The sequence below is a fragment of the Leucobacter sp. G161 genome (assembly GCF_001482305.1).
In the GTDB taxonomy this organism is placed as follows: Bacteria; Actinomycetota; Actinomycetes; order Actinomycetales; family Microbacteriaceae; genus Leucobacter.
Map to the genome: position 1 here is coordinate 1 of NZ_LOHP01000102.1, position 21186 is coordinate 21186.

Sequence of the window (21186 nt, forward strand, 5' to 3'; positions counted from 1 at the left end):
GAATCCCATTTTCCCTACCCGCTTTACGAACCATAACCCGGTTCAAGCTGGGGGCGTTGTGTGAGAGATTCTCGCGGCCTCCCCGTTTCCGTGGCGGCCAACAAAGGAATACATTACGCGGAATCCGCACACCCCACAAATCCGCCCGTCCTCACCCGAGCCGATCCCAATGACAGAGCCGATCCGGCCCCACCGCCGGGCGTGGCGAAACCAGCCATTCGAGGCCAGCAGGAAGTGAATTCCACGCGAATCCACCTCCCACAACCAGAAAACCGGGCGTGTTACCCCTCGGGGAACGTCTCGGCGAGCACCCGGAGGGCGTTCCCGTCCATGATCGCCCAGATATCGGCATCGCCGTGTCCACGGTGACGCACTCTCTCGCGCACCCGGCCGACAGAGCTGGGGGCCCGGGCGACGTTCCCCGGGCTCCAGCGAGGCACTGCAGTGCGCTGACCGAGCGCATCCGCGGCTCGTAGATTCTCACGGATTCCGAAAGGAGATGGCCTCAGCGAGGTCAGGGGTTTTTGGCTGCTAAGCGCGATCTGGCATCCTCAGTTGCTTCCAGGCGGCGGGCGCCTCCGGATCACTTTGGCCGGGCCTGGCCCGCCTCAGCCTGGGAGTGAAGGGCTCATAAAGGCGTCAGTGCCCACCCAGGAACTGTGCACGTGCCTTTACGGCGTGGATGATGAGCCCGGACCCACCATCAAACACAAGCAGCACCAGCTCTAGTGCCCCGCCGGAGTCGTCGACTCCGATGAAGAGCCACCGGCGGGGATCGTGCTCACCATCCAGCGGCCAAGGGACGGAGGACGTTGGGTGCCGCAGCGAGGACCGCATCATCACTCAGCCGGTCGCGCCGATAGTGCTTCCGGGCAGACTCGTTCAGCTCAGGAGGCACGAATCCAGTCGCGCACCGCGGCGCGAATTGCGCCCGAGCGAACGGTGATCCTCTCTGATCCAGCACGTTCGAGCAGCGCGGCGATTGTTGGTTCATCTAATCGCACGGGCACGACCGCCCCGGCCCGTCACCCACAGGAGGTAGCCCTCGCCGAGGCTTCGGAAACTCGGCGGGGCCGTAACCCTCTTCTGATCCATCTGCCCAGGCCTGGATCTGCGCGTCAGTACCGAGCTTCCCGTGGAGCGGGTTCCCAGTCATGCCATTAACGTATGCGTAAGTAAACGCGGCGGCCAGAGGCAGCTCGAGCGCCGCAACGGCCGCTCAGCTCACGGAGCCAATGAGCCACACGAAGGCACCGGCCAGCAGCACGGGAACCGCGATGAAGACAACAGCGCCTCGCCACGTCAGCGGGCGCGCCGCGCGCTCCGTTTCCGAGCAGTAGTGCACGAGGAAGCAATCGCATTGCTCAGTCAAGTCAGCCTCCTTCTACTGCGCGGGGCAAGACCTACGTCAGCGTGCAGGTCGCGCCAGAGCGAGACCGCTATGCGACCCGCAACGGGGAGATCGGCGTGATCGAAGCGAGCTGGCCCGACATCTGCTCCAGCGCAACATCCAACTCGTAGTACGCCTGCAGGCTTACCCAGAACTCCGCTGAGGTACCGAAGAACTTCGACAAACGCAGTGCGGTGTCTGCGCTCACCCCCCGCTTTCCATGGACGATCTCGTTAATCCGTCGCGGAGGGACTCCGATCGCTACCGCGAGCCGGTTCTGGGTGATCCCAAACGCGGAGATGAAATCCTCCATCAGTATCTCCCCAGGGTGAACAGGGGGAATCTTGTCAGTGGTAGTCAACGATCTCAACCTCCTCTGGTCCGGCAGGTGTCCACACGAAGCAGATCCGCCACTTGTCGTTAATCCTTATGCTGTGTTGTCCAGACCGACTGCCCTTCAAAGCTTCCAACCGGTTCCCCGGAGGGATCCGCAGGTCATCGAGCACCGCCGCCGCACCTACCTGGCGAAGCTTGCGCAGTGCCGCAGAATGGATCCTTGGATCTATGGAAGCCACGCGCTCCCTATGCCAGAGGCGCTCGGTTGCATTGTCGCCAAACGATCTGATCACACTCACAGCGTATAACGCAGAGCGTTATTAACGCCATGGGTAAACAAGCCGCTGAGCCTTTTGGAGGTGACGCGCAGCTACGAAGAGGCGCGCACGATCAGGCGCGCGCCAATGAGCGGAACCGCCAGCCGCGCCGGATCCGCCGCGCTGCGCGGCTCAGCCGGCTCAACGGGGTCCACAGCATCGGCAGTCATCCCCCGCTGCGCCTGCAGTGCCTGAACTGCCCCGCGGCCGAGCGCTTCGCCAGGGAGCTCAACCGTCGTGAGCGCAGGCGAGACGATCGCTGAGGCAGGGAGGTTGTCGAATCCGGTGACGGCGAGGGTGTCGGGCACCCTGATCCCGAGCTCGCGCGCCGCACCGAGCACGCCGTAGGCGTGGGAGTCGGTGGCACACACGAGCGCGGTCACGCCCGCATCGCGCCACCGCGGCCAATACCTCACAAACTCGGCCGCTGCACCCTCGGGGGAGATCAGGCTCGCCGCCTCGGGAATCGCGACGTAGTCGATGCCACGCTCGGCCGCTCCGCGCTCGATGAGCTTGCGCCGCAGCTCGAAGGTTTCCGTCCGGGTAAGGCTGTCGAGGTAGCCGATCCTCGTGTGCCCCTGGCTCGCCAGGTGGTCGAGAAGCGCCCCGATGCCACCGCGCAGGTCGAAGTTCACGGTGGGCGCTTGTGTCTCGCGCCCGGGGGCATCGAGCAGCACGAGCGGGGCCCCGGCTGGCAGGTCGCGGAGAAACTCGTCGTCTGGCGCTTCGACCAAGAGCCCGGCTGGGCGCAGTGCGACGAGACGGTGCACGTCGGCGGCGCTCGGGTTGCGTCCCTCTCCTGTCACAGAGAGCAGAAGCTGGTACTCGTTGCCCAGCTCGGCCTTGATGCCCGAGATCACTCGACCGTAGAACGGGTTCGAGAGGTCGGGCGCGACAAGGATGACAATGTTCGACGTGCCCTTAGCAAGCGACGAGGCGGTGTGGTCGACCACGTACCCGAGCTCCTGCACGGCTGCGAGCACTCGATCGATGTTCGATTGCGAGACGCGACCTGCGGTTTTCCCGTTCACGACGAGAGAGACGGTTGCCGTCGACGTGCCTGCCCGCTCGGCCACTTCCGCCGCCGTCACGCGGGCAGGCCGCGGCGAGGACGCTTCGGGTCGAGACATTCCCTCATTCTAGCTGCGAGCACTCAGCTCTCCGCGTTGCAGCGTCAAGCGCTTTGCGTGTTATCGTAAAGCGCTTGACGTACCCAGACCGCCCGCACGCGCACCCGCGAGCAACGGCCCCAAGGATGTGGAATTGACTAAGAAGATCATTCTCGACTGTGACCCAGGACACGACGATGCCGTAGCCCTGCTGCTCGCGCATGGCAACCCGGACATCGAGTTGCTCGCGGTGACCACCGTTGTCGGCAACCAGACGCTGCCGAAGGTGACGCACAACGCGCTCTCCGTCGCCCGCGTCGCAGGCATCACCGGCGTCCCATTCGCGGCAGGGGCAGCGCGCCCGCTGGTGCGCAACATTGAGGTCGCTCCCGATATTCACGGCGAGTCCGGCCTCGACGGCCCCGTGCTCCCCGAGCCAGAGATCGAGCTCGATCCGCGCCACGCGATCGACCTCATCATCGACACGGTCATGGCCCATGAGCCCGGCACCGTGACCCTCGTCCCGACCGGCGGTCTCACCAACATCGCGATGGCGGCCCGCAAGGAGCCGCGCATCGTCGAGCGCGTCAAGGAGGTCGTGCTCATGGGCGGCGGCTACCACGTCGGCAACTGGTCGCCCGTCGCCGAGTTCAACATCAAGATCGATCCCGAAGCCGCGCACATCGTGTTCAACGAGTCGTGGCCCGTCGTCATGGTCGGCCTCGACCTCACCCACCAGGCGCTCGCAACCGACGAGGTCGCCGCCCAGATCGCCGCCGTCGGCACGAAGCCCGCGAAGTTTGTCGGCGAGCTGCTCGACTTCTTCGCGCTCGCGTACAAGGACGCGCAGGGCTTCGACGCTCCCCCGGTGCACGATCCCTGCGCGGTCGCCTACGTCATCGACCCGAGCATCGTGAAGACCGTGAAGGTGCCGATCGACATCGAGCTCACCGGCACGCTCACCCTCGGCATGACCGTCGCGGACTTCCGCGCCGAGGCGCCGGAGGACTGCACCACCTGGGCGGCCACCGAGCTGGATGCGCCGCGCTTCTGGAACCTTGTCACCGAGGCCCTCGAGAACATCGGAGAGGTCGACTTCTAACATGAACGAACTCGCCCAGAAGCCGGCCGTGCGCGTCGGCTCGCTCATGGTCGCGCTGCTCGCGGCGTGTATCGCGTTCCAGCTCAACGCCTCGATGCTGAGCCCAGCGCTCGTCACCATGGCGAAGGAGCTCAACACCGACGACGCGACCATCGGCCTCTCGCAGACGATGTTCTTCACGGCCGCCGCGCTCTTCTCGCTGTTCCTCCCCCGCCTGTCCGACATCATCGGGCGCAAGCGTGTGCTCGTCGGAATGCTCGCGATCATGGCGGTCGGCACCGTCATCGCGGCGCTCGCAACCAACGTCGAGATGCTCTTCGTCGGCCGCATCGTTCAGGGCGTCACCGGGCCGGTGGTTCCCGTCACGCTCCTCATGCTGCGCAATGAGATCCAGGATCCCAAACGCTACGGCACCATGATGGGTGTCATCACCGCGGTCAACGGCGGCATCGCCGGTGTTGACGCGCTCGCCGGCGGCTGGCTCGTCGCCAACCACGGCTTCCGCTCGGTGTTCTGGACCATGGCCGTTGTCGCCGTGATTGCGATCGTGTGCGTGCTCGTGTGGGCGCCCGAGAGCCGCCCGTCGAAGGACACCAGGATGGATTGGCTGGGCGTCGTACCCCTCGTCGTCTCGATTGGTTCGTTCCTCACGTTCCTGAACTTCCTGGGCGCGGTGAACGACAGCAACTGGTTCATCATTTGGGCGTTGCCCGTGCTCGGCCTCGCCTCGTTCTGGGCGTTCTGGGTGCTCGAGTCGAAGATCGCAGAACCCCTCATCCCGCCGAAGTACCTCAAGCAGCGCTCGAGCTGGGCGCTGCTCGTCACGACGCTCCTCACCATGACCGGCGTCTTCGCGGTCGTGAACGGCCTCGTCGCGTCGCTCGCGCAGAACACCGAGGCCGGCTTCGGTCTCGGGGCGGATCTCACCTCGCTCTGGTTCCTCATGCCGTACGCAGTGGCTGGCTGGATCGTCGGCCCGTTCGCCGGTCGCCTCGCACCATCGTTCGGCTACCTCAACGTGATGCGTGTTGGCATGCTCGGCACGATCATCGGAACCATCGTGATGGCGTTCGTCGGCGTGCACTCGCTGCCCGTGCTCATCGTCACGACGATCGTGCTCGGGATCACCTACGCGGGCATCGGCAACATCATGCTCAACGGGCTCGGCATCGTGCTCTCCCCGAAGGACAACCCCGGGTTCCTCCCAGGCCTCAATGCTGGCGCGTTCAACCTGGGTGCCGGTGTGAGCTTCGCGATCCTCCCCGCGGTGCAGCTGCTGTTCACCTCGGCCGACGACCCGTCGTCAACCACCGGGTACAGTGCTGGCATGCTCGCGGGCGCAGCGATCTCGGTCCTCGGCTTCGCGATGAGCTTCCTCATCCCGGCTCCGAAGGACGCCGAGGTTACCGCCCCGGCCGCCGGAAAGTAACTCTAAGCAACGTATTCTAGGAGCGGGTTCCCGCAGGCCACCGCCTGCCGGGGACCCGCCCGCTGCATCACCCGCACGACCGCGAGCGCGCAGGTCGCGAAAGGACCTCACCATGACCGACGGCCTCATTCTTGTAGTTGGTTCGCTGAACGCCGACCTGGTGGTGCAGACCGCACGCTTCCCGCTGCCCGGAGAGACACTCACGGGTGAAGAGCTGCGCACCATCCCCGGCGGGAAGGGCGCGAACCAGGCGGTCGCGGCCGGCCGCCTCGGGGGAAGCGTCTCGATGGTGGGTGCGCTCGGCGCAGACTCCAACGGGCAGATGCTGCGCGACTCGGTTGAGGCCTCGGGAGTGGACACCTCACACGTCGCGTCGCTCGACGGCGTTGCGACCGGCACGGCCGTCATCACCGTCGATGGCGCAGGGGAAAACACGATTATCGTCTCCCCCGGCGCCAACGGTCGGCTCAGCGTCGCGGATCTTGACGCTGCGGCGCCGCTCTTCGATCACGCCGCGATCCTCTGTTTGAGCCTCGAGGTGAGTCTCGAGGTCGTACTCGAGGCCGCCCGCCGCGCCCGCACCGCGGGGGCCCGCGTGCTGCTCAACCTCTCGCCCTACGGCCCCGTGCCCGACGAGCTCCTCAGCCTGACGAATATCCTGCTCATCAACGAGCACGAGGCCGCCGACCTGCTCGATCTCACCGCCGAGCAGGTGCTCGCAGAGGGCGGCAAGTACACGCGCGCTGCACTGACCGAGCGGGGGATCCCCCGCGCTGTCGTCACCGCGGGCGCCGCGGGCAGCATTGTTTTCGACGGCGCGACCCGCGACGGTGCCGACGCGGTTGCCGTGCCGTCGCCGAAGGTCACCGCCGTCGACACCACCGGCTGCGGCGATGCCTTCATGGGTTCCCTCGCCCTGCGCCTCGCAGCAGGCGATCCACTCGCCGTTGCGGCAGGCTACGCGGCAACCGTCGGCAGCTTCGCGGCAACCCGCGCGGGCGCGCAGGCCTCGTACCCGACGCCCGAGGAGCTTACGGCGTTCATGGGGTCACACGCGTAGGCACCTCGCGCACCCCAGCTCAATCTCACCAAGCAGTGGTTGCATGGGCCCGGCGGGCGACGTCGATGCAGCTCAGCCACGTGTGGCGCCCGACGTTCACCGCACGTGTTCACTCGCTGGTGCCACAGCGTGATCGGAGCAGCCATGCACGTCATTCGTCAACATGTTGGCGCCCAGTTCCCGGGTGTCGGAGAGACTCCGCTGCGCCCAGGGAGCAGCCCCGCCCAGCGCTATCTCGCGCCCGTGATGCTGTTTGCGGCCATGGCAGTAGGAGTTCTGCTCTCCCTCCAGCCGAACGATTTGAGCTACCGGCTGCAAATCGCGGGCCTCGGGTTGGCTCTCGGATGTTTGGGGGCGGCTGTGCTCCTGTGGGAGGTTTCGGTCTCCGTCGGAGTTATTCAATTCGAGAACCGCTCCCCCTCGCTGCGCTTCTCCTACGCACCGATCCTTGATCTGTTCTACCCGCTCGCTGCCGTGCTCGTCATGCTCCCTGCAGCCGTCGCTCTGGTCGCCCTGCTCCGTGGTGAAGCCGCCTCGGAGATCGGGTTCGGCCGGAGAACCGTCTACCTCATCGGGGCACTCGGGGTCGTATTCTTCGCTCAACAGCTGTGGGCGCTGCGTGTTCCTCGTGGACTCGAACTCACGCCCACCGAGCTGCGCGGTGTTCGCGGGGTGGGGCGTATCGCACTCAAATGGGATGATCTTGGCGAGGCCTTCGCGATGAGCACGCGCACCGGCGCAAAACTCAGCCTCCGCCTCAAACGCGGTGAAGTCCTGATCTTCCCGCGGCGGCTGCTCGGTTCCGACCCAGATGCCGTCGCAGCGATCATCAACCACTACCTTCGGCATCCGTCAGACCGCGACAGCCTCGCGAACCCCGAGGCCGCGATCCGCATCGTGGCGCAGGGTTCTTAGCGCAGAGACACCCGGCGCGACACCACGCCCGAGATCCCGCCGGCAGCGAGCCGCACTCGGGCACAGCAATGATGAAAACGAAAAATCCCCCGGCCAAAACCGGGGGATTTCTTGTGACTCTCTGTAGCTGAGGCGGGACTCGATCCCGCGACCTCACGATTATGAGTCGTGCGCTCTAACCAGCTGAGCTACTCAGCCAAACTGGCCCGCACTGAGGCGGGCCAGAGAGTCAGAGCCCCGACCGGGATTTGAACCCGGGACCCCTTCCTTACCATGGAAGTGCTCTACCACTGAGCTATCAGGGCGTAGTCGCGTAGCCGCGACAACCGTTAGAGCGTACCACCTTGTCGGATCGAATGCGAATTCGGGCGGACCCGTCCGGGCGTGGCGCGGCGAGCAGCCAGCTCTCCGTTTGGGCCACCCCGGGCTTGGTAAGGTTACGTCGAACTGCGGTCGCATTCGCGGGCCCGCACGGAGCGCGTTTGCGATGGGAGTCAGCGTGAAGAATCTGTTCGTCGCCGTCATGGGCCTGGTGCTCGCGGTGTGGATGTCGGCCGGCCGCTGGTTCTTCGGCATTGGCGGCAGCCTCACCTGGTGGTACGTGCCGGCAATCGGGCTGACCTACGCCGTGCTGCTGCTCTGGGTCGGTCACCGCATGGCCGTCACCGAGCGTCGCGGGAAGCGCATCGGTCGTTCGGTCTGGGTCACGCTGATCCTGTCGTGGGTCTGCGCGATCGGCTTCGGATTCACCGTGCCCGATAACGTCGGGGGTGAGCTCGTCTCGATCATCAGTCACGCCGCTGGCTCGCAGTTCTCGGCAGAGATGTCGATCGCGCTATGCAACCCGCTCGGGATCATCGCATTCGCGCTGGCGTTCTTCGCGCTCGGCATCGCAATCGCGAACGGCAAGGACCCCAAGCCCGAAGAGGATGAGATCTACGACGACGAGCAGCCCGGTGAGACCCGGATGGTTCCGCACCCACTCATTCACAAGGTACGTGCGGAACCCGGGACCGTCACGAAGAGCCTCTAGGCTCGGCGCTCCCGCGCAACTGCCCACGCGGTCAACGCAACGCCAGCGGCACCCCAGAGCACCAGAAGCGCGGCAGCGCCCCCGGCTCCGCCGCCACCGGCCGCGATGGCCTGAAATCCGCTGAACGCGGCTCCGATCGGGCTCGCATCCCCGACGGTTGCCAGCAGCCCTGGCACGGTTGACACGATGCCGACGGTGAACGCAATGACGAGGAGCGCGAACGCGGCGAATCTGCCAAAGCCACCGAACCTCGCGGAGAGCCCCTGCACGACGAGCGAGAACGCGATGCCTGCGAGCACGGCGAGGCCGAAGAACCCTGCGGCCTGCGGGAAGTCGTAGCGGAGGGCGAGCGGGAGCACGATGCCTGCGATCGCGCCCTGTGCTGCACCGAGCAGCACCGCTGGAAGGGCGCTGCGCATCGCGATTGCGAGCACGCCCTTCGCGGCCTCGCGGGTGCGCGACCAGAGCGGGGACAGCACGAGGAACGCGGCGAGCGCGCCCGCCCACAGGGCAATGCCAGCAAACAGCGGCACCCCTGAGGCGTTGAACAGCTCGTCGCTCTCCCCCTCGGACGTGACAGATTCGACGGCCGTCTTGGCCATGACGTCGCGCTCAGCCTCGGTGTAGTTCGGGATCTGCGCGGCGGCTTCGCCCAGCCCAGTCGCGAGGGTGTGCGTACCCTTCGCCGCAGCGTCCGCGCCCTCGGCTAGTTTGCCCGCGCCGTCAGCCAGCTCTGGCGTCTGCGCCGACAGCTCGCTCACGCCAGCGGAGAGCTCATTGACGCCGGCCGAGAGCGCACCTGCGCCACCGGCGAGTTCCGACGCACCGCCGGCAAGTTGTGAAGCGCCCCCGGCGAGCGCGTTGGCGCCGCTGGCGAGTTCAGACACTCCACCGGAGAACCCCCGGAGCCCGTCCGCGAGTTCCTGCTGGCCCGCGGCCGACGCGGCGATACCGCCGGCAAGCTGTTCACCGCCCTGCTTCAACTCCGTCAGCTGGTTGCCCGGCCCATCGACAGCGATGCCCTGCACCTCTGCGATCACCCTGTCGAGCGCCGCCAGAATGTCGTCAACCGCTACCTCGCCGGGTGGGATCGGGATGACACCGCTTGCGATCGCGTCGCGCAGCTCTTGCAGCGGGGCGACCGCCTGGCCGACGCCCGTCTGCACCCCGGACACGATGGAGTTGATCCCCGCAACGTACTTTCCTGTCTCGTCTGCGAGGAGCTTCCCGCCCGCGGCGGCGTCCTGAGCGCCTGCAGCGAGCTCAGCGGCTCCGTCTGCGAGGTCGGACGCCCCGCTGGCCAGCCCGCTCACGCCACCCGAGAGCTCCTGCGCGCCAGTTGCCAGGCCGCCAGCGCCGCCGGCGAGTTCAGATGCGCCGCCCGAGAGCTGCTGCGTGCCTGCGGCGAGCTGCTGCGTGCCGTCGGCAAGCAGCTGGGTGCCGTCCGCGAGCTCGCCCGCACCGTCGGCGAGCTGTGTGCCGCCGTCGGCAAGCTTGTCGGCGCCGTCGGCGGCGTCGCTGATCCCGTCGTGGATCCCGGACATGCCGACGAAGACCCCGCCGACGAACTGCTCGCCCAGCTGCTGGTTGAGTACTCGAGTCGCGGTCTGCGTGACGATCCCTGACAGCGCGGTGTCCAGGAGTCTGCCGCGGTCGCTTTCGGCGATCTGGATGGTCGCCGCGCGGGCCTCTTCGGGCCCGACCGAGAGCGAGGTCGCCGCTGCCGAGAAGCTCTTCGGGATGGTGATCGAGGTCGCGAAGCGGCCATCGGCAAGCCCGGCTTCCGCATCGTCTGCATCGGTGAGCACCCAGGTGAAGTTCTGCCGGGGCTCGTCATCGGCGTCGCCGGTATCGCCGCCGGAGATGAGCTCCGCCGCGAGTACACGGCCGAGCGGCACGAGCTGGCCGTCGAGCTCGATGGGCTCGTCTTCATTCACCACTGCGGCTGTGATGGTGTCGAGGCGGTCGCTCGGGCTCCACAATCCCCACAGGAACAGGCCCGCCACGGTGAGGGGCACGAGCAGCAATCCCAGGAGTGTTGTCCAGCTAATGCGCTTGCCGCGGAGCGGGGTGAGTGCGGGGGTCATCGTGCGCCCTCCAGTTCGAGGCGTTCGGTTCGTTCGGTGTCGTGGGTGGCCGCGGTGTAGCCATCGGGCAGGAGCCGTTCGGCGATCCGTTGGTCTCCGAGCACGACGAGGATCGGTGGTGTCCCCTCGCGCGTGCGGTCGACGTTCCAGGCGGCGAGCGCGGAGCGAGCGTCAGTGATCGCGGCCGGCTGGAGCGGGGCGAGTTCCGCGTCCCGCAGGTCGAGCACGAGCAGTGCTGGCCCGTCACGCAGGGCCTGGCGGAGCGTGTCGGGGGCCGCCCACGCGGAGCGCGCCCGCAGGGACCCGGCGCGTTCGGGGAGCAGGAGTCCGTCGACCTTCAGGGTGCCAGCGATGACGCGTCCTCGCCCGCTGAGTGCTTGCGCGAGCGGGAAGCTCACGGGGTCACGCGGGTTCAGGATCAAGGCTTCGCTCGCGGCGAGCCTGAGCGCGGGGGTCTTGAGGTTTGTCGAACGACCCCGCAGCGTGAGCCGGTCCGAGCCGATGCGCGCCTGCGGCATGTCAGCGGGCCACTCGGCGTGCGCGATCTCGCGCGCGAGCCCCTCGCCCTCGACGTCGAATGACGGCAGCACGCGGGCGAGCCAGCGGGGCATCTGCCATGCGCGGTCGCCGAGCAGCGCGAGCACGGCGGGCACGAGTGTCATGCGCACGATGAAGGCATCGACGAAGACACCGACGGCGAGGCCGAGCGCGATGACCTTAATACTCGGGTCGCCGGCTGGCACGAAAGCCGCGAACACGGCGATCATGATGAGCGCGGCCGCGGTGACGACCTTCGCCGAGCCCACGAAGCCGCGGTGGATCGCGCGCTGCGCGTCGCCGCCGTGCACGTACTCCTCACGCATTCGGGCGACGAGGAAGACCTCGTAGTCCATCGCGAGCCCAAACAGCACGCCCATGAGAATGATCGGCATAAAGCTGAGCACGGGGCCCGTGGAGCTCACCTGCAGCAGGTCAGACAGCCAGCCCCACTGGAACACGGCGACGACCGCGCCGAAGGCGACGCCGACCGAGAGAAGGTAGCCGAGGGTCGCCTTGATCGGCACCCAGACGCTGCGGAAGACCATCGCGAGCAGCACGAGCGACAGCCCGACAACGAAGATGCCGAATGGCAAGAGCGCGGTCATGAGCTGCGCGGACACGTCGATGCCGACGGCCGTGAAGCCGGTGACCGCGAGGCTCACGCCGTACTTCTTCTCCCACTCGTCGTGGTGGGATCGGAGCTCCTTCACGAGCTCGGTCGTGCTCGCGGCGTGCGCGCCCTCCTCAGGGATGATCTGGATGATGCCCGTGTCTGCCCCCGGGTTCGGGGTTGCGAGCGGCACCTCCGCGACGCCCGGCACCTGCTCGACCTCGCGCTTGAGGTCATCCATGAGCCCGAGCGGGTCGGTGCTCGAAATGATCGAGCCCGTGAGCAGGAGCGGCGCGTTGAAGCCCTCGCCGAAGTGTTCGCCCGTGAGTTCGTGGGTGACTCGGGCCGGGTCGTCGGCCGACAGGGACGTCGCGTCCGGCAGGGCGAGCCGCAACTGCAGCGCCGGGATCGAGCCCACTCCGAGGGCGATCAGCACCGCGAGAATCGTCACAATGGGACGTTTGGTCGCGCCACGTACCCAGCCGGCGAAGAAGCGGTCGGCGCGGGTCGGCGCGAGTTCGATGGGCTCGGCGGCCTCGATGGCTTCGGCGGAGGGCCGGTGTTTGCGCGGCAGGATCCGCATCCCGGCCATCGACAGCACAGCAGGCGTCAGCGTGACCGCGATGAGCACCGCGACCGCGACCGCCGCCGCGGCCGCGACGCCGAGGGCGGTAAGGAACGGGATACCGGCGACGGAGAGACCGACAAGAGCGATGATCACCGTCAGGCCGGCGAACACTACCGCGGAGCCAGAGGTCGCCGTGGCTCGCGCGATTGACTCGCGCACCCCCAGACCTGAACGCAATTGTTCTTGGTGCCTGCTCACGATAAAGAGGGTGTAGTCGATACCGACCGCGAGCCCGAGCATGAGGGCGAGCATCGGCGTGGTCGAGGTGAGGTCCACAAACGCGGTGACGAAGAACAGCCCGGCGATCGATACGCCGACGCCGATGAGCGCGATGAGCAGCGGCATGCCGGCCGCGATGAGCGAGCCGAGGGTGAGGATCAGCACGACGAAGGCGACCACGACACCGATGGCCTCCGTCGGGCTCAGCCCCGGGACAGCGGCGGAGAACATCTCCCCGCCGTACGAGACCTCGGCGCCCGCGGGGAGGCTCGTCCTGAGGCCGTCGGTTGCCGCCGCGATCCCGTCGACCGTCTCCGCGTCGACGCTCGTCATCTCGCCTTCGACCCGCACCTGCATGAGCAAGGCCTCGCCGTCGGGCGAGATGTCGGTGTTCGCTGCGGCCTCCTCGCCCGTGCCGAAGGGAGTGAGCACCGCGGTGACATCGGGGAGCTGCGCGAGTTCGTCCGCGGCGTCGAGCACGGCGGAGCGGTACGGGTCTGCTTCGAGCTGCCCGGAATCCGGCGCGACGACGATGATCGTTGCGCTCGTACCGCTCACCTCGGGGAAGGTGTGCGACAGCGAGGTGATTGCGTCCTGCGCCTCGGTGCCAGGGATCGTGATCGGGGCATTCGCGCCCTTACCGAAGACGAGGGCGCCACCGGCGAGCAGCGCGAGCAGCAGCAGCCAGACGGCCAGCACGAACCACTTCGCGCGCGCGGCCCAGCGTCCGAGCGCATACAGTGCGGATGACATACGATCCCCCCAGAATGGCGATAGATACAGGTATGTATCCGTTTCAATACAGTACTGTATGGGGTAAGCCTGTCGAGAATCTGTGAGGGGGTCCGATGTTCGAAGAAATCTCAGCCAACGAAACCGATCCGGTAAGTGCGAGGCGCCGCGAGACCCGCTCCCGGCTACTCGATGCCGCCACCGATGTCTTCACCGAACTCGGGTTCCAAGGCGCGTCAATCGAACGCATCTGCGCACGCGCCGAATTCACCAGGGGCGCGTTCTACTCGAACTTCTCAACGAAGGAAGAGCTGTTCATTGCGCTCCTCGAGCGCGAGTACGAGGCGAGAGCGCACCTGATTCGGGCGCGCGCAGCGGCACTCACGACCTACCTCACGGACACCGAGGTCGAGCTCTCCCCGCAGAGCGTCGCCAGCATCGTCACCGAGTTCCTCGCACCTCTCGGACAAGAGGCGAGCTGGTTCACGCTCGAAACCGAGTTCCTGCTCATGACGCTCCGGGATCCGGCCGGCCCGGTGCAGTACTCCGATTTCAAATCGCAGTTCCGCGACGAACTCAACGCCGTCGTCGAGGGCATCGTGCACGCAGCGGGGCGGCGCTTCACGATTGACCCGAACCGCGCGCTCACGATCCTCGCGAGCGTGTACGAGCGCGCAATTCGCGCAAGCGCGCTCGGCGGCCTCGAGGCCCCCGAGGGGCTTGCCGGCCTTGGCGAGAGCTTCGCTGAGCTCCTGTTCGCCATCACCGAGTGCGCGTAGCGTGGGCGCAAGCGCGCCCACAGTGTTTTAGAGCGTCGGCGCGGTCGCGACGGCGCTCTGGCCGGGCTCAGCCGAGATCTGCAGCAACACCTTGAGCGACGCCCCCGGAGCCATCGCGGTCTCAAACGCGTCGACAGCATCCGAGAGCGTGAAGACGTGCGTGACCACCTCGTCGAGTGCGGGCGTGCGCGCGATAAGCGCGATCGCCTCGTCAAGTTCAATATCGAACCGCTGTGAGCCGTGGATCTTGATTTCTTTCGCGACGATCGGCCCGATGTTCACGGGCAGGTCGCCTGCCGGAAGGATGCCGAGCTGCACGATCGTGCCGCCGGCAACCACCGCGTCGATCGCTCCGGAGAGGGCGCGCGGCGAACCAGACGCTTCGATCGCGACGTCGAACGAGCCTGCCGCGACGGGCTCGTCCACGCCGAGCTGCACGGCCACACCGGCGCCGAGCGCGCGCGCAGTCTGGAGCGGAGCTGCCTGCAGATCAATAGCGACGATCTCGGCCGCACCGCGCTCGCGGAGAGCCGCAACCGCGAGACACCCAATCGGTCCAGCGCCGAAGACCGCGACGCGCTTCCCCGCGTAATCGAGGCCTGCCTGCGCAACACCGTGCAGTGCAACCGCGAGCGGTTCAGCGAGTGCTGCGCGCCGCAGCGGCACCCCGTACGGCACGTGGCGGAGCTGGCCCTCGTTCACGATGATCCGCTCTACGAATGCCCCCTGCGTGTGTGGCGTCGTCGCGGCGCTGCCGAGGTAGCTCCCCGGCAACAAGTGGTAGCCCCGGCCCGCAACACCGCCCGGCGGCGGGGCGGGCGGGCCGGGTGGATCGCAACACTCCCACCAACCACGACGTCAGCAGCGACTCCGTCACCGGTCGCTTCGATCACGCCGACGACCTCGTGACCGAGAATCATCGGCTCGTTCACGACGAAGGCGCCGTTGCGCCCCTGGCCGTAGTAGTGCAAATCGCTTCCGCAGATTCCGCCGTAGACCACCCGAACGGCAACCTCGCCCGGCCCTGCTACTGGAGTTGGCAACTCGTCAATTCGCAGGTCTTTCGCTGCGTGCACTACTACGGCTCTCATCATGTCCTCTCGTTGCGCGGTGAGGCGCAGCCTACATTGCGTCCTGCGGATCAGTGAGGTCGCGGCCACGCACCTCAGGGGTGAAGAAGGTCGTGATCACGCCGATGCCAGTCGTCACCATGAGGTAGATCGCGATCGGCACCCACGAGTTGCTGAACGCGGCCAGCAGCGCCGAAGCCACCATCGGCGCGGTGCCGCCCGAGATGATCGAACCGATTTCCTTAGACACGGCAAGGCCGGTGTAGCGATAACGCGACCCGAAGAGCTCCGGCATGAACGAGCCCTGCAGCGAGTACAGGCCGAGCACGCCGACCGAGATGCCGACGATCAGGGCGAGCTTCATGAGCCCGGGGTTGCCGGTCTGGAGCATGAGCATCGTGGGGATTGCCCAGCAGAACTGGAACAGGGCGAGGTACCGGTACACGAGACGGCGACCCACCTTGTCCGAGAGCCATCCGAAGAACGGAACGGTCACGAAGCCGATAAGCGAGGCGAAGAACACTGCCTCGGTACCGATCGAGCGATCCATCATCAGGACGGTCGCGATGTAGCCGAGCAAGAAGCTCTGGAAGATCGAGGACGGGCCGTTTTCGGCGATGCGCAGGCACATCGAGGCAAGGAATGACTTCTTCCCGTACGTCCACGCATCGCGCAGCGGGGTGCGCTCCTCCGCCGGCGCACCTGAGACAGCAACCTCAAAGACCGGGGTCTCGTTGAGGTAACGGCGAATAACGAGTGCGAACAGCGCGACGGCGATGCTCGCGATGAACGGGATGCGCCAGCCTACCTCGAGCAGCCATTCTTCTGGCTGTGCGGCGAGGATGAGCCAGATGCCCGATGCGAGCAGCGTGCCAGTGTTGGTGCCGACTGCGACGAACGACGCGACAAGGCCGCGGCGCTCTGGCGGCGCGTACTCCGCGAGCAGCACCGAGGCACCCGCGAGCTCGGCCCCGGCGCCGAAACCCTGGACCAGGCGAAGCGCAATCAGCAGGATTGGGGCAAGGATTCCCACCTGCTGGTAGGTGGGAAGGAGGCCAATACCAACCGTCGAGACGCCCATGATGGCGATCGTAATGACAAGCACAAATTTGCGGCCGTTTTTGTCGCCGAGGCGACCAAAGAAGATCGCGCCGAGGGGGCGGGCGAGGAAGCCCACCGCGTATGTCGCGAAGCTCGTGAGCAGCCCCATCGCTGGGTCAAGCTCGGGGAAGAACAGCCTCGGAAACACGAGCGCTGCCGCGAGCCCGTAGAGCTGGAAGTCAAAATACTCAAGCGAGGTGCCAGCCCAGCCAGAAAGGATGGCGCGAAACAGCTGTTTGCGCGATGCCTTGGGCTGGGGCGGGGAGCTCTGAGTGGTAACAGAATTAGACACTGGATCCGCTCTCTTCGTCGAGTGGGACGTATCCCAACGGTGATAGGTGATTATCGGTGGGTGCCGCGTGGCGCTGTCGGCCTCGCGGATAATTCGAGCGCGCGCCGCGCAGCAGCTCGAGCACGACAGCGTGGTCGTCCTCTCCCCAGCCGGCGTCGATGACGCCCTCGAAAATCTCAGTGAGTGTCTCCGCGAGCGGCGCCGAAACCTCAAGTTGTGCGAGCTCGTCGCGCAGGTAGTGCATGTCTTTGAGCTGGTTCTTCGCGCTGCCGCCGATCCGGTACTCCCCGCTCAACCATTTGTCGGCTTTGAGCTCGAGCACACCGCTGCGTGCGAGCCCATTCTTGAACAGGCGCACCATCACCTCGGGGTCGAGCCCAGAGCGTTCAGCAACCATGAGTGCCTCGGCGGTCGCCGTGAGGTTACCCGCGACCACGATCTGGTTGCAGAGTTTTGCCATGCTGCCTGCTCCGAGCGGCCCGAGATGCTCAACAAGCGTGCCAAGGTGGGCGAGCGTCGGGAATACGTCGGCCGCGTCAGCCGGGTCCCCGCCGACCATGATGCTGAGTGTGCCGAGCTGCGCGCCGCGATCACCGCCCGAGATCGGGGCATCGAGCACCCGCACCCCGAACGGGACGACCTCGTCAGCGAGCTCGCGCACGAGCTGCGGCGACGTCGTGCTCATCACGACGAGGCGCACGGTGCCCAGGTCGTCACGCTCGGCGCGTGCGCGGATCAGGCCAGCAAGCCAACCGTCCTCGCCTCTTAACATCTCGCGCAACTGCGTAATATCTGGCAGCACGCTGAGCACAATCGGTTCGACCGCGAGACTCACGTGAGCGACAGCGTCGCCGCCGAGCCGCGCGATCTCGGTGCGCGGCCCCTCTGATCGGTTGTACGCGGTGACGCTCAGCCCTGCGCCGAGCAACCGGGTCGCCATCGGCAATCCCATCGCCCCGAGCCCGAGCACCGCGACGCGCCTGCCAGACGCGCTCTGCGAAGTCGCCGAACGTGTGGGTGCACTCACAATGACGCGCCCGCTGTTGCGTGCACGAGTCGCGCGGCGGCGTCGACCGAAGCTGCGACGTCGCCGTCGTTGGGGTACAGCAGGGTCCGCCCGACAGTCAGCCCGCGCACGCCGGGGAGCGCAAGCGCTTGCTCCCACTTGGCGAATGCCGCCTGAGGGTCCGCTCCGACTTCGCCTCCGAGCAACAGGGTGGGCATCGTGGTTGCGGCCATGACTCGCGCCATGTCGTCAACGACGGGCAGCTTCATCCAGGTGCGTGAGCTGTCGGAGCCGAGCCCGGCGGCGATCGCGATCGAGAGGATCACTGAGTCAGCGTCAAGGTCATTGACGACGGCGCCGTTTTGGCGGCGACTCATGAACGGCTCAAGCATGATTGGCAGGCCGGCAGCGGCCGCCTCGGTCACCGCCTCAGCAGTCGCTTCGAGCGTGCGGGCGGTGAGCGGGTCGGCCAGGTCGATGCGCACGAGCGACTTCGCAAAGTCGACCCCTGCATCGATCATGCCGCGCACGTTATAAGCGGTATAGCGATCGTCCATCTCGAATGCAGCCCCGCGCAGCCCGCCACGGTTCATCGAGCCGACGACAACCTTGTCATCGAGCAGCCCGAGCAGCATGAGATCGTCGATGATGTCTGGGGTGCCGAGCACTCCGTCGACGCCGGGGCGACTCAACCCGAGGGCTAGCCGGCGCAGCAGTTCGTCGCGGTCAGCCATCGCGACTGGGTCGGCGCCGACGCCCAACGCGCCGCGCGCCGGGTGGTCTGCCGCGAGGATAAACAGTTTGTCATCGCCGCGCAGCACCTCACGGCGTACTCGATTTGCCCGCGCCTGGTGCACGAGACCAGGCTGGGTTGCCCGGGTCTCGCGAAGATGCGTAAGATCTGCGTCGGTAATGATCTGCGATGAAGTCATCTCATGCGCCCTTCGTGATGGTGTCGGCAACTTCCGCTGACGTCGGCATTGCCGTCGAGCATTCAAGACGCGAAGCAACGATCGCGCCAGCTGCGTTGGCAAAGCGGAGCATCTGCTCAAGCCCCCAGCCCTCGAGGAGGCCGTGGCAGAGCGCACCACCGAATGCATCGCCCGCGCCGAGTCCATTGACGACATCGACGGGGTGTGGGGGAATTTCGACTGCTTCACTGCGGGTCTTCGCGAGCACGCCCTTCGGGCCCTGCTTCACGATGGCAAGCTCAACCCCGCGTTCGAGTAGAGCATCGGCTGCGCGAACGGCGTCGGTCTCACCGACGGCTACCTCGCACTCCTCACGGTTGCCGACGGCAACCGTGACACTCTCGAGCGCGCGAGCTACCTGCGCGGTTACCTCGGCGGGGTCGGCCCAGAACATCGGCCGGTAGTCGAGGTCGAGCACGGTCATTCCGGCACGCCCGCGGGCTTCGAGCGCGGCGAAGTTCGCGGTTCGCGACGGTTCCGCGCTCAGGCCGGTAACGGTCGTCCACAGAATCCTTGCGGCACGGATCGCGTCGAGATCAAGCTCTTCGGCGAGGATCTCCAGGTCGGGCGCCTTCGGTTCCCGGTAGAAGTACAGCGGGAAGTCATCTGGCGGGAAGATCTCGCAGAACGTAATCGGCGTTTTAAACTGCTGGTCGACGCCAACAAACGACGGATCAACTCCGAGCCTTGCAAGCTCGAGTAGCAGATAGTTTCCGAACGGGTCATTCCCGACGCGCGAGACCAGCCCAGTTCTGTGGCCATGTCGCGCAGCCGCAACAGCCACGTTCGCGGCGCTCCCGCCAAGGAACTTGCCAAAGCTCGTGACCTCTTCGAGGCCCACTCCGCTCTGCAGCGGATAAAGATCGACACCGAGACGACCGATCGTAATGATCTCGTCGTGGCCGAGTTCGCCGGTCATAGCTGTGATCCACCTTTCACGCTCGCGGCGACGGCTGCCGCGATGCAGTATATGTCCTAACAATAACACATTAGGTGATTCGAAAGTCAAACACTCAAGCACCTCGGTGTCGTATGCTCTTTAGAACAACGAGGAAGGCAAGTGGTAATGAGTGCGGAGACCGCCCCCTGGCCGACTGAGCTGTTTGCGGACCTCGACCGCAACGGGCCGGTTCCGCTGTATTTCCAGGTCTCGCAGCGCCTTGAGAAGGCCATGAGCTCCGGGCTTCTTCCCGCGGGGTCTCGGCTCGAGAACGAGATCTCCATCTCCGAGCGACTCTCACTCTCGCGCCCTACGATCCGTCGCGCAATTCAGGAACTCGTTGACAAGGGCCTCCTGGTGCGCCGCCGCGGTATCGGCACGCAGGTTGTGCACGGCCAGGTGAGTCGGGGGCTTGAACTGACGAGCCTCTACGAAGACCTCGAGCACACCAAGCGCGCGCCGACGACCGTGACGCTCACCCACGAGATCATTCCCGCGAGCGTTCAGATCGCAGCGCTCCTCAGCCTCACCGAGGGCGAAGATGTCCTGCACCTCCGCCGGCTTCGCAGCGCAGACGGCACCCCGCTCGCGATCCTCGAAAACTTCCTGCCTGGCTCACACTCGACGATGACTCGCAGCGAACTGGACACCACCGGGTTGTACCAGGCACTGCGCTCACGCGGCGTCAACATTCGCGTCGCCAATCAGAGCATCGGCGCCCGCAGGGCCGCGAGCGACGAAGCCACGCTGCTCGAAGTCGCAAAGGGCAGCCCGCTCCTCACCATGGATCGCACCGCCTACGACGACTCGGGCAACGCCGTTGAGGTTGGCACCCACTGTTACCGACCAGACCTGTATCACTTCGAGACACGACTCGTCGCCCGCTAGCGGCGCTGGGCGGTAGAATCGAATCGTGCTGCTTTCAGATCGTGACATCAACGCCGAGCTCGACGCGGGCCGCATCAAACTCTCCCCGAGCGAACCGTCGATGGTTCAGCCGTCGAGCGTGGACGTGCGGTTCGACCGTTTCGTGCGCCTCTTCGACAACCACAAGTACGCGCTCATCGACCCTGCCGAGGATCAGCCTGAGCTCACCAGACTCGTCGAGGTCGACCCCGAAGAGGGCTTCATTCTGCATCCAGGCGAGTTCGTCCTCGGTTCAACCTTTGAGCTTGTCGGCCTCCCCGACGACATCGCAGCACGCCTCGAGGGCAAGAGCTCACTCGGCCGGCTCGGCCTGCTCACGCACTCGACCGCGGGGTTCATCGATCCCGGCTTTGAGGGCCACATCACCCTCGAGCTATCGAACGTCTCGACGCTTCCGATCCGGCTCTGGCCAGGCATGAAGATCGGTCAGCTCTGCTTCTTCCGGCTGTCGTCCCCAGCAGAGCGCCCGTACGGCGCAGGCGCGACCTTCTCGCGTTACCTCGGCCAGCGCGGCCCGACCGCCTCGCGGTCGCACCTCAATTTCCACCGCGCCGACGTCACCGGCTCCGATGAGGGCCGACCGGGCAACTAAC

20 protein-coding genes and 2 tRNA genes are annotated in these 21186 nt (G+C 66.3%); 8 read left to right on the forward strand and 14 right to left on the reverse strand.

Annotated elements, in window-relative coordinates; translation table 11 throughout:
* Positions 1-1219 precede the first annotated feature (1219 nt).
* The 4 genes from AUL38_RS17495 to AUL38_RS16290 form a co-directional block, all read right to left on the reverse strand.
* A complete protein-coding gene (locus AUL38_RS17495; protein WP_161937463.1) occupies positions 1220-1372 on the reverse strand; it encodes a hypothetical protein in 153 nt (50 codons plus the stop codon).
* A 67-nt stretch (positions 1373-1439) separates the two neighbouring features.
* The gene (locus AUL38_RS16285) at positions 1440-1751 is read right to left on the reverse strand and encodes a HigA family addiction module antitoxin (protein WP_059063829.1); all 312 of its coding nucleotides are present in this window, start codon (positions 1749-1751) and stop codon (positions 1440-1442) included.
* Positions 1738-2019 carry a type II toxin-antitoxin system RelE/ParE family toxin gene (locus AUL38_RS17010; RefSeq protein WP_083506978.1) on the reverse strand — a complete coding sequence of 94 codons (282 nt, stop codon included), beginning with the start codon at positions 2017-2019 and terminating at the stop codon, positions 1738-1740. Before AUL38_RS17010 ends, AUL38_RS16285 begins: the two co-directional genes overlap by 14 nt.
* Positions 2020-2096: 77 nt before the next feature.
* A complete protein-coding gene (locus AUL38_RS16290; protein ID WP_083506979.1) occupies positions 2097-3173 on the reverse strand; it encodes a LacI family DNA-binding transcriptional regulator in 1077 nt (358 codons plus the stop codon).
* A 133-nt stretch (positions 3174-3306) separates the two neighbouring features.
* Here AUL38_RS16290 and AUL38_RS16295 point away from each other — a divergent pair, with 133 nt between their 5' ends.
* The 4 genes from AUL38_RS16295 to AUL38_RS16310 all read left to right on the forward strand — a co-directional run bounded on the left by AUL38_RS16295 (position 3307) and on the right by AUL38_RS16310 (position 7658).
* A complete protein-coding gene (locus tag AUL38_RS16295) occupies positions 3307-4254 on the forward strand; it encodes a nucleoside hydrolase (protein WP_059063831.1) in 948 nt (315 codons plus the stop codon).
* Between the two features lies 1 nt (position 4255).
* Entirely contained in the window at positions 4256-5683 is a 1428-nt protein-coding gene (locus tag AUL38_RS16300; protein ID WP_059063833.1) for an MFS transporter, read from the forward strand.
* A gap of 112 nt (positions 5684-5795) precedes the next feature.
* Positions 5796-6743 carry a ribokinase gene (locus tag AUL38_RS16305; protein ID WP_059063835.1) on the forward strand — a complete coding sequence of 316 codons (948 nt, stop codon included), beginning with the start codon at positions 5796-5798 and terminating at the stop codon, positions 6741-6743.
* Between the two features lie 144 nt (positions 6744-6887).
* A complete protein-coding gene (locus AUL38_RS16310; protein WP_059063837.1) occupies positions 6888-7658 on the forward strand; it encodes a hypothetical protein in 771 nt (256 codons plus the stop codon).
* Between the two features lie 124 nt (positions 7659-7782).
* Here AUL38_RS16310 and AUL38_RS16315 read toward each other — a convergent pair.
* Positions 7783-7856: transfer RNA gene (locus AUL38_RS16315), tRNA-Met, on the reverse strand.
* 35 nt (positions 7857-7891) lie between these two features.
* Positions 7892-7963 (reverse strand) — tRNA-Thr (locus tag AUL38_RS16320).
* A gap of 194 nt (positions 7964-8157) precedes the next feature.
* Between AUL38_RS16320 and AUL38_RS16325 the strand changes: the two genes are divergently transcribed.
* Positions 8158-8691: a hypothetical protein gene (locus AUL38_RS16325; protein ID WP_235590760.1), complete on the forward strand. Its 534-nt coding sequence runs from the start codon at positions 8158-8160 to the stop codon at positions 8689-8691.
* On the opposite strand, the gene AUL38_RS16330 is transcribed toward AUL38_RS16325, so the two are convergent.
* Together AUL38_RS16330 and AUL38_RS16335 are read right to left on the reverse strand one after the other, a co-directional pair.
* Complete coding sequence (locus AUL38_RS16330) at positions 8688-10778, reverse strand: YhgE/Pip family protein (RefSeq protein WP_059063843.1); 2091 nt, start codon at positions 10776-10778, stop codon at positions 8688-8690. The genes AUL38_RS16325 and AUL38_RS16330 overlap by 4 nt on opposite strands.
* Positions 10775-13528: an efflux RND transporter permease subunit gene (locus AUL38_RS16335; RefSeq protein ID WP_083506980.1), complete on the reverse strand. Its 2754-nt coding sequence runs from the start codon at positions 13526-13528 to the stop codon at positions 10775-10777. The genes AUL38_RS16330 and AUL38_RS16335 overlap by 4 nt, the downstream gene beginning before the upstream one ends.
* 95 nt (positions 13529-13623) lie before the next feature.
* Between AUL38_RS16335 and AUL38_RS16340 the strand changes: the two genes are divergently transcribed.
* Positions 13624-14286 carry a TetR/AcrR family transcriptional regulator gene (locus AUL38_RS16340; RefSeq protein WP_059063845.1) on the forward strand — a complete coding sequence of 221 codons (663 nt, stop codon included), beginning with the start codon at positions 13624-13626 and terminating at the stop codon, positions 14284-14286.
* Between the two features lie 27 nt (positions 14287-14313).
* Here the strand turns inward: AUL38_RS16340 and AUL38_RS16345 are convergent, their stop codons facing one another.
* The 6 genes from AUL38_RS16345 to iolC are packed head-to-tail and all read right to left on the reverse strand — an operon-like array spanning position 14314 to position 19645.
* A complete protein-coding gene (locus tag AUL38_RS16345; protein ID WP_235590761.1) occupies positions 14314-15063 on the reverse strand; it encodes a zinc-binding dehydrogenase in 750 nt (249 codons plus the stop codon).
* The gene (locus AUL38_RS17835) at positions 15000-15380 is read right to left on the reverse strand and encodes an alcohol dehydrogenase catalytic domain-containing protein (RefSeq protein ID WP_235590762.1); all 381 of its coding nucleotides are present in this window, start codon (positions 15378-15380) and stop codon (positions 15000-15002) included. The genes AUL38_RS16345 and AUL38_RS17835 overlap by 64 nt, the downstream gene beginning before the upstream one ends.
* 28 nt (positions 15381-15408) lie before the next feature.
* The gene (locus tag AUL38_RS16350) at positions 15409-16749 is read right to left on the reverse strand and encodes an MFS transporter (RefSeq protein WP_059063847.1); all 1341 of its coding nucleotides are present in this window, start codon (positions 16747-16749) and stop codon (positions 15409-15411) included.
* Positions 16742-17776 carry an NAD(P)-dependent oxidoreductase gene (locus tag AUL38_RS16355; protein ID WP_083506981.1) on the reverse strand — a complete coding sequence of 345 codons (1035 nt, stop codon included), beginning with the start codon at positions 17774-17776 and terminating at the stop codon, positions 16742-16744. Before AUL38_RS16355 ends, AUL38_RS16350 begins: the two co-directional genes overlap by 8 nt.
* The gene (locus AUL38_RS16360) at positions 17773-18687 is read right to left on the reverse strand and encodes a hypothetical protein (protein ID WP_059063851.1); all 915 of its coding nucleotides are present in this window, start codon (positions 18685-18687) and stop codon (positions 17773-17775) included. Before AUL38_RS16360 ends, AUL38_RS16355 begins: the two co-directional genes overlap by 4 nt.
* A 1-nt stretch (position 18688) precedes the next feature.
* The gene (gene iolC, locus AUL38_RS16365) at positions 18689-19645 is read right to left on the reverse strand and encodes a 5-dehydro-2-deoxygluconokinase (RefSeq protein WP_059063853.1); all 957 of its coding nucleotides are present in this window, start codon (positions 19643-19645) and stop codon (positions 18689-18691) included.
* 147 nt (positions 19646-19792) lie between these two features.
* On the opposite strand from iolC, the gene AUL38_RS16370 reads away from it, so the two are divergent.
* Positions 19793-20554 carry a GntR family transcriptional regulator gene (locus AUL38_RS16370; RefSeq protein ID WP_059063855.1) on the forward strand — a complete coding sequence of 254 codons (762 nt, stop codon included), beginning with the start codon at positions 19793-19795 and terminating at the stop codon, positions 20552-20554.
* Between the two features lie 25 nt (positions 20555-20579).
* Positions 20580-21185, forward strand: a complete 606-nt coding sequence (gene dcd, locus AUL38_RS16375; protein ID WP_059063858.1) for a dCTP deaminase — start codon at positions 20580-20582, stop codon at positions 21183-21185.
* Position 21186 lies beyond the last annotated feature (1 nt).

Coding starts and splice junctions, on each gene's coding strand:
- AUL38_RS16290 (WP_083506979.1), bottom strand. CDS start 3,173: ATGTCTCGACCCGAAGCGTCCTCGCCGCGGCCTGCCCGCGTGACGGCG.
- AUL38_RS16300 (WP_059063833.1), top strand. CDS start 4,256: ATGAACGAACTCGCCCAGAAGCCGGCCGTGCGCGTCGGCTCGCTCATG.
- AUL38_RS16305 (WP_059063835.1), top strand. CDS start 5,796: ATGACCGACGGCCTCATTCTTGTAGTTGGTTCGCTGAACGCCGACCTG.
- AUL38_RS16310 (WP_059063837.1), top strand. CDS start 6,888: ATGCACGTCATTCGTCAACATGTTGGCGCCCAGTTCCCGGGTGTCGGA.
- AUL38_RS16330 (WP_059063843.1), bottom strand. CDS start 10,778: ATGACCCCCGCACTCACCCCGCTCCGCGGCAAGCGCATTAGCTGGACA.
- AUL38_RS16335 (WP_083506980.1), bottom strand. CDS start 13,528: ATGTCATCCGCACTGTATGCGCTCGGACGCTGGGCCGCGCGCGCGAAG.
- AUL38_RS16340 (WP_059063845.1), top strand. CDS start 13,624: ATGTTCGAAGAAATCTCAGCCAACGAAACCGATCCGGTAAGTGCGAGG.
- AUL38_RS17835 (WP_235590762.1), bottom strand. CDS start 15,380: ATGATGAGAGCCGTAGTAGTGCACGCAGCGAAAGACCTGCGAATTGAC.
- AUL38_RS16360 (WP_059063851.1), bottom strand. CDS start 18,687: ATGACTTCATCGCAGATCATTACCGACGCAGATCTTACGCATCTTCGC.
- iolC (WP_059063853.1), bottom strand. CDS start 19,645: ATGACCGGCGAACTCGGCCACGACGAGATCATTACGATCGGTCGTCTC.
- AUL38_RS16370 (WP_059063855.1), top strand. CDS start 19,793: ATGAGTGCGGAGACCGCCCCCTGGCCGACTGAGCTGTTTGCGGACCTC.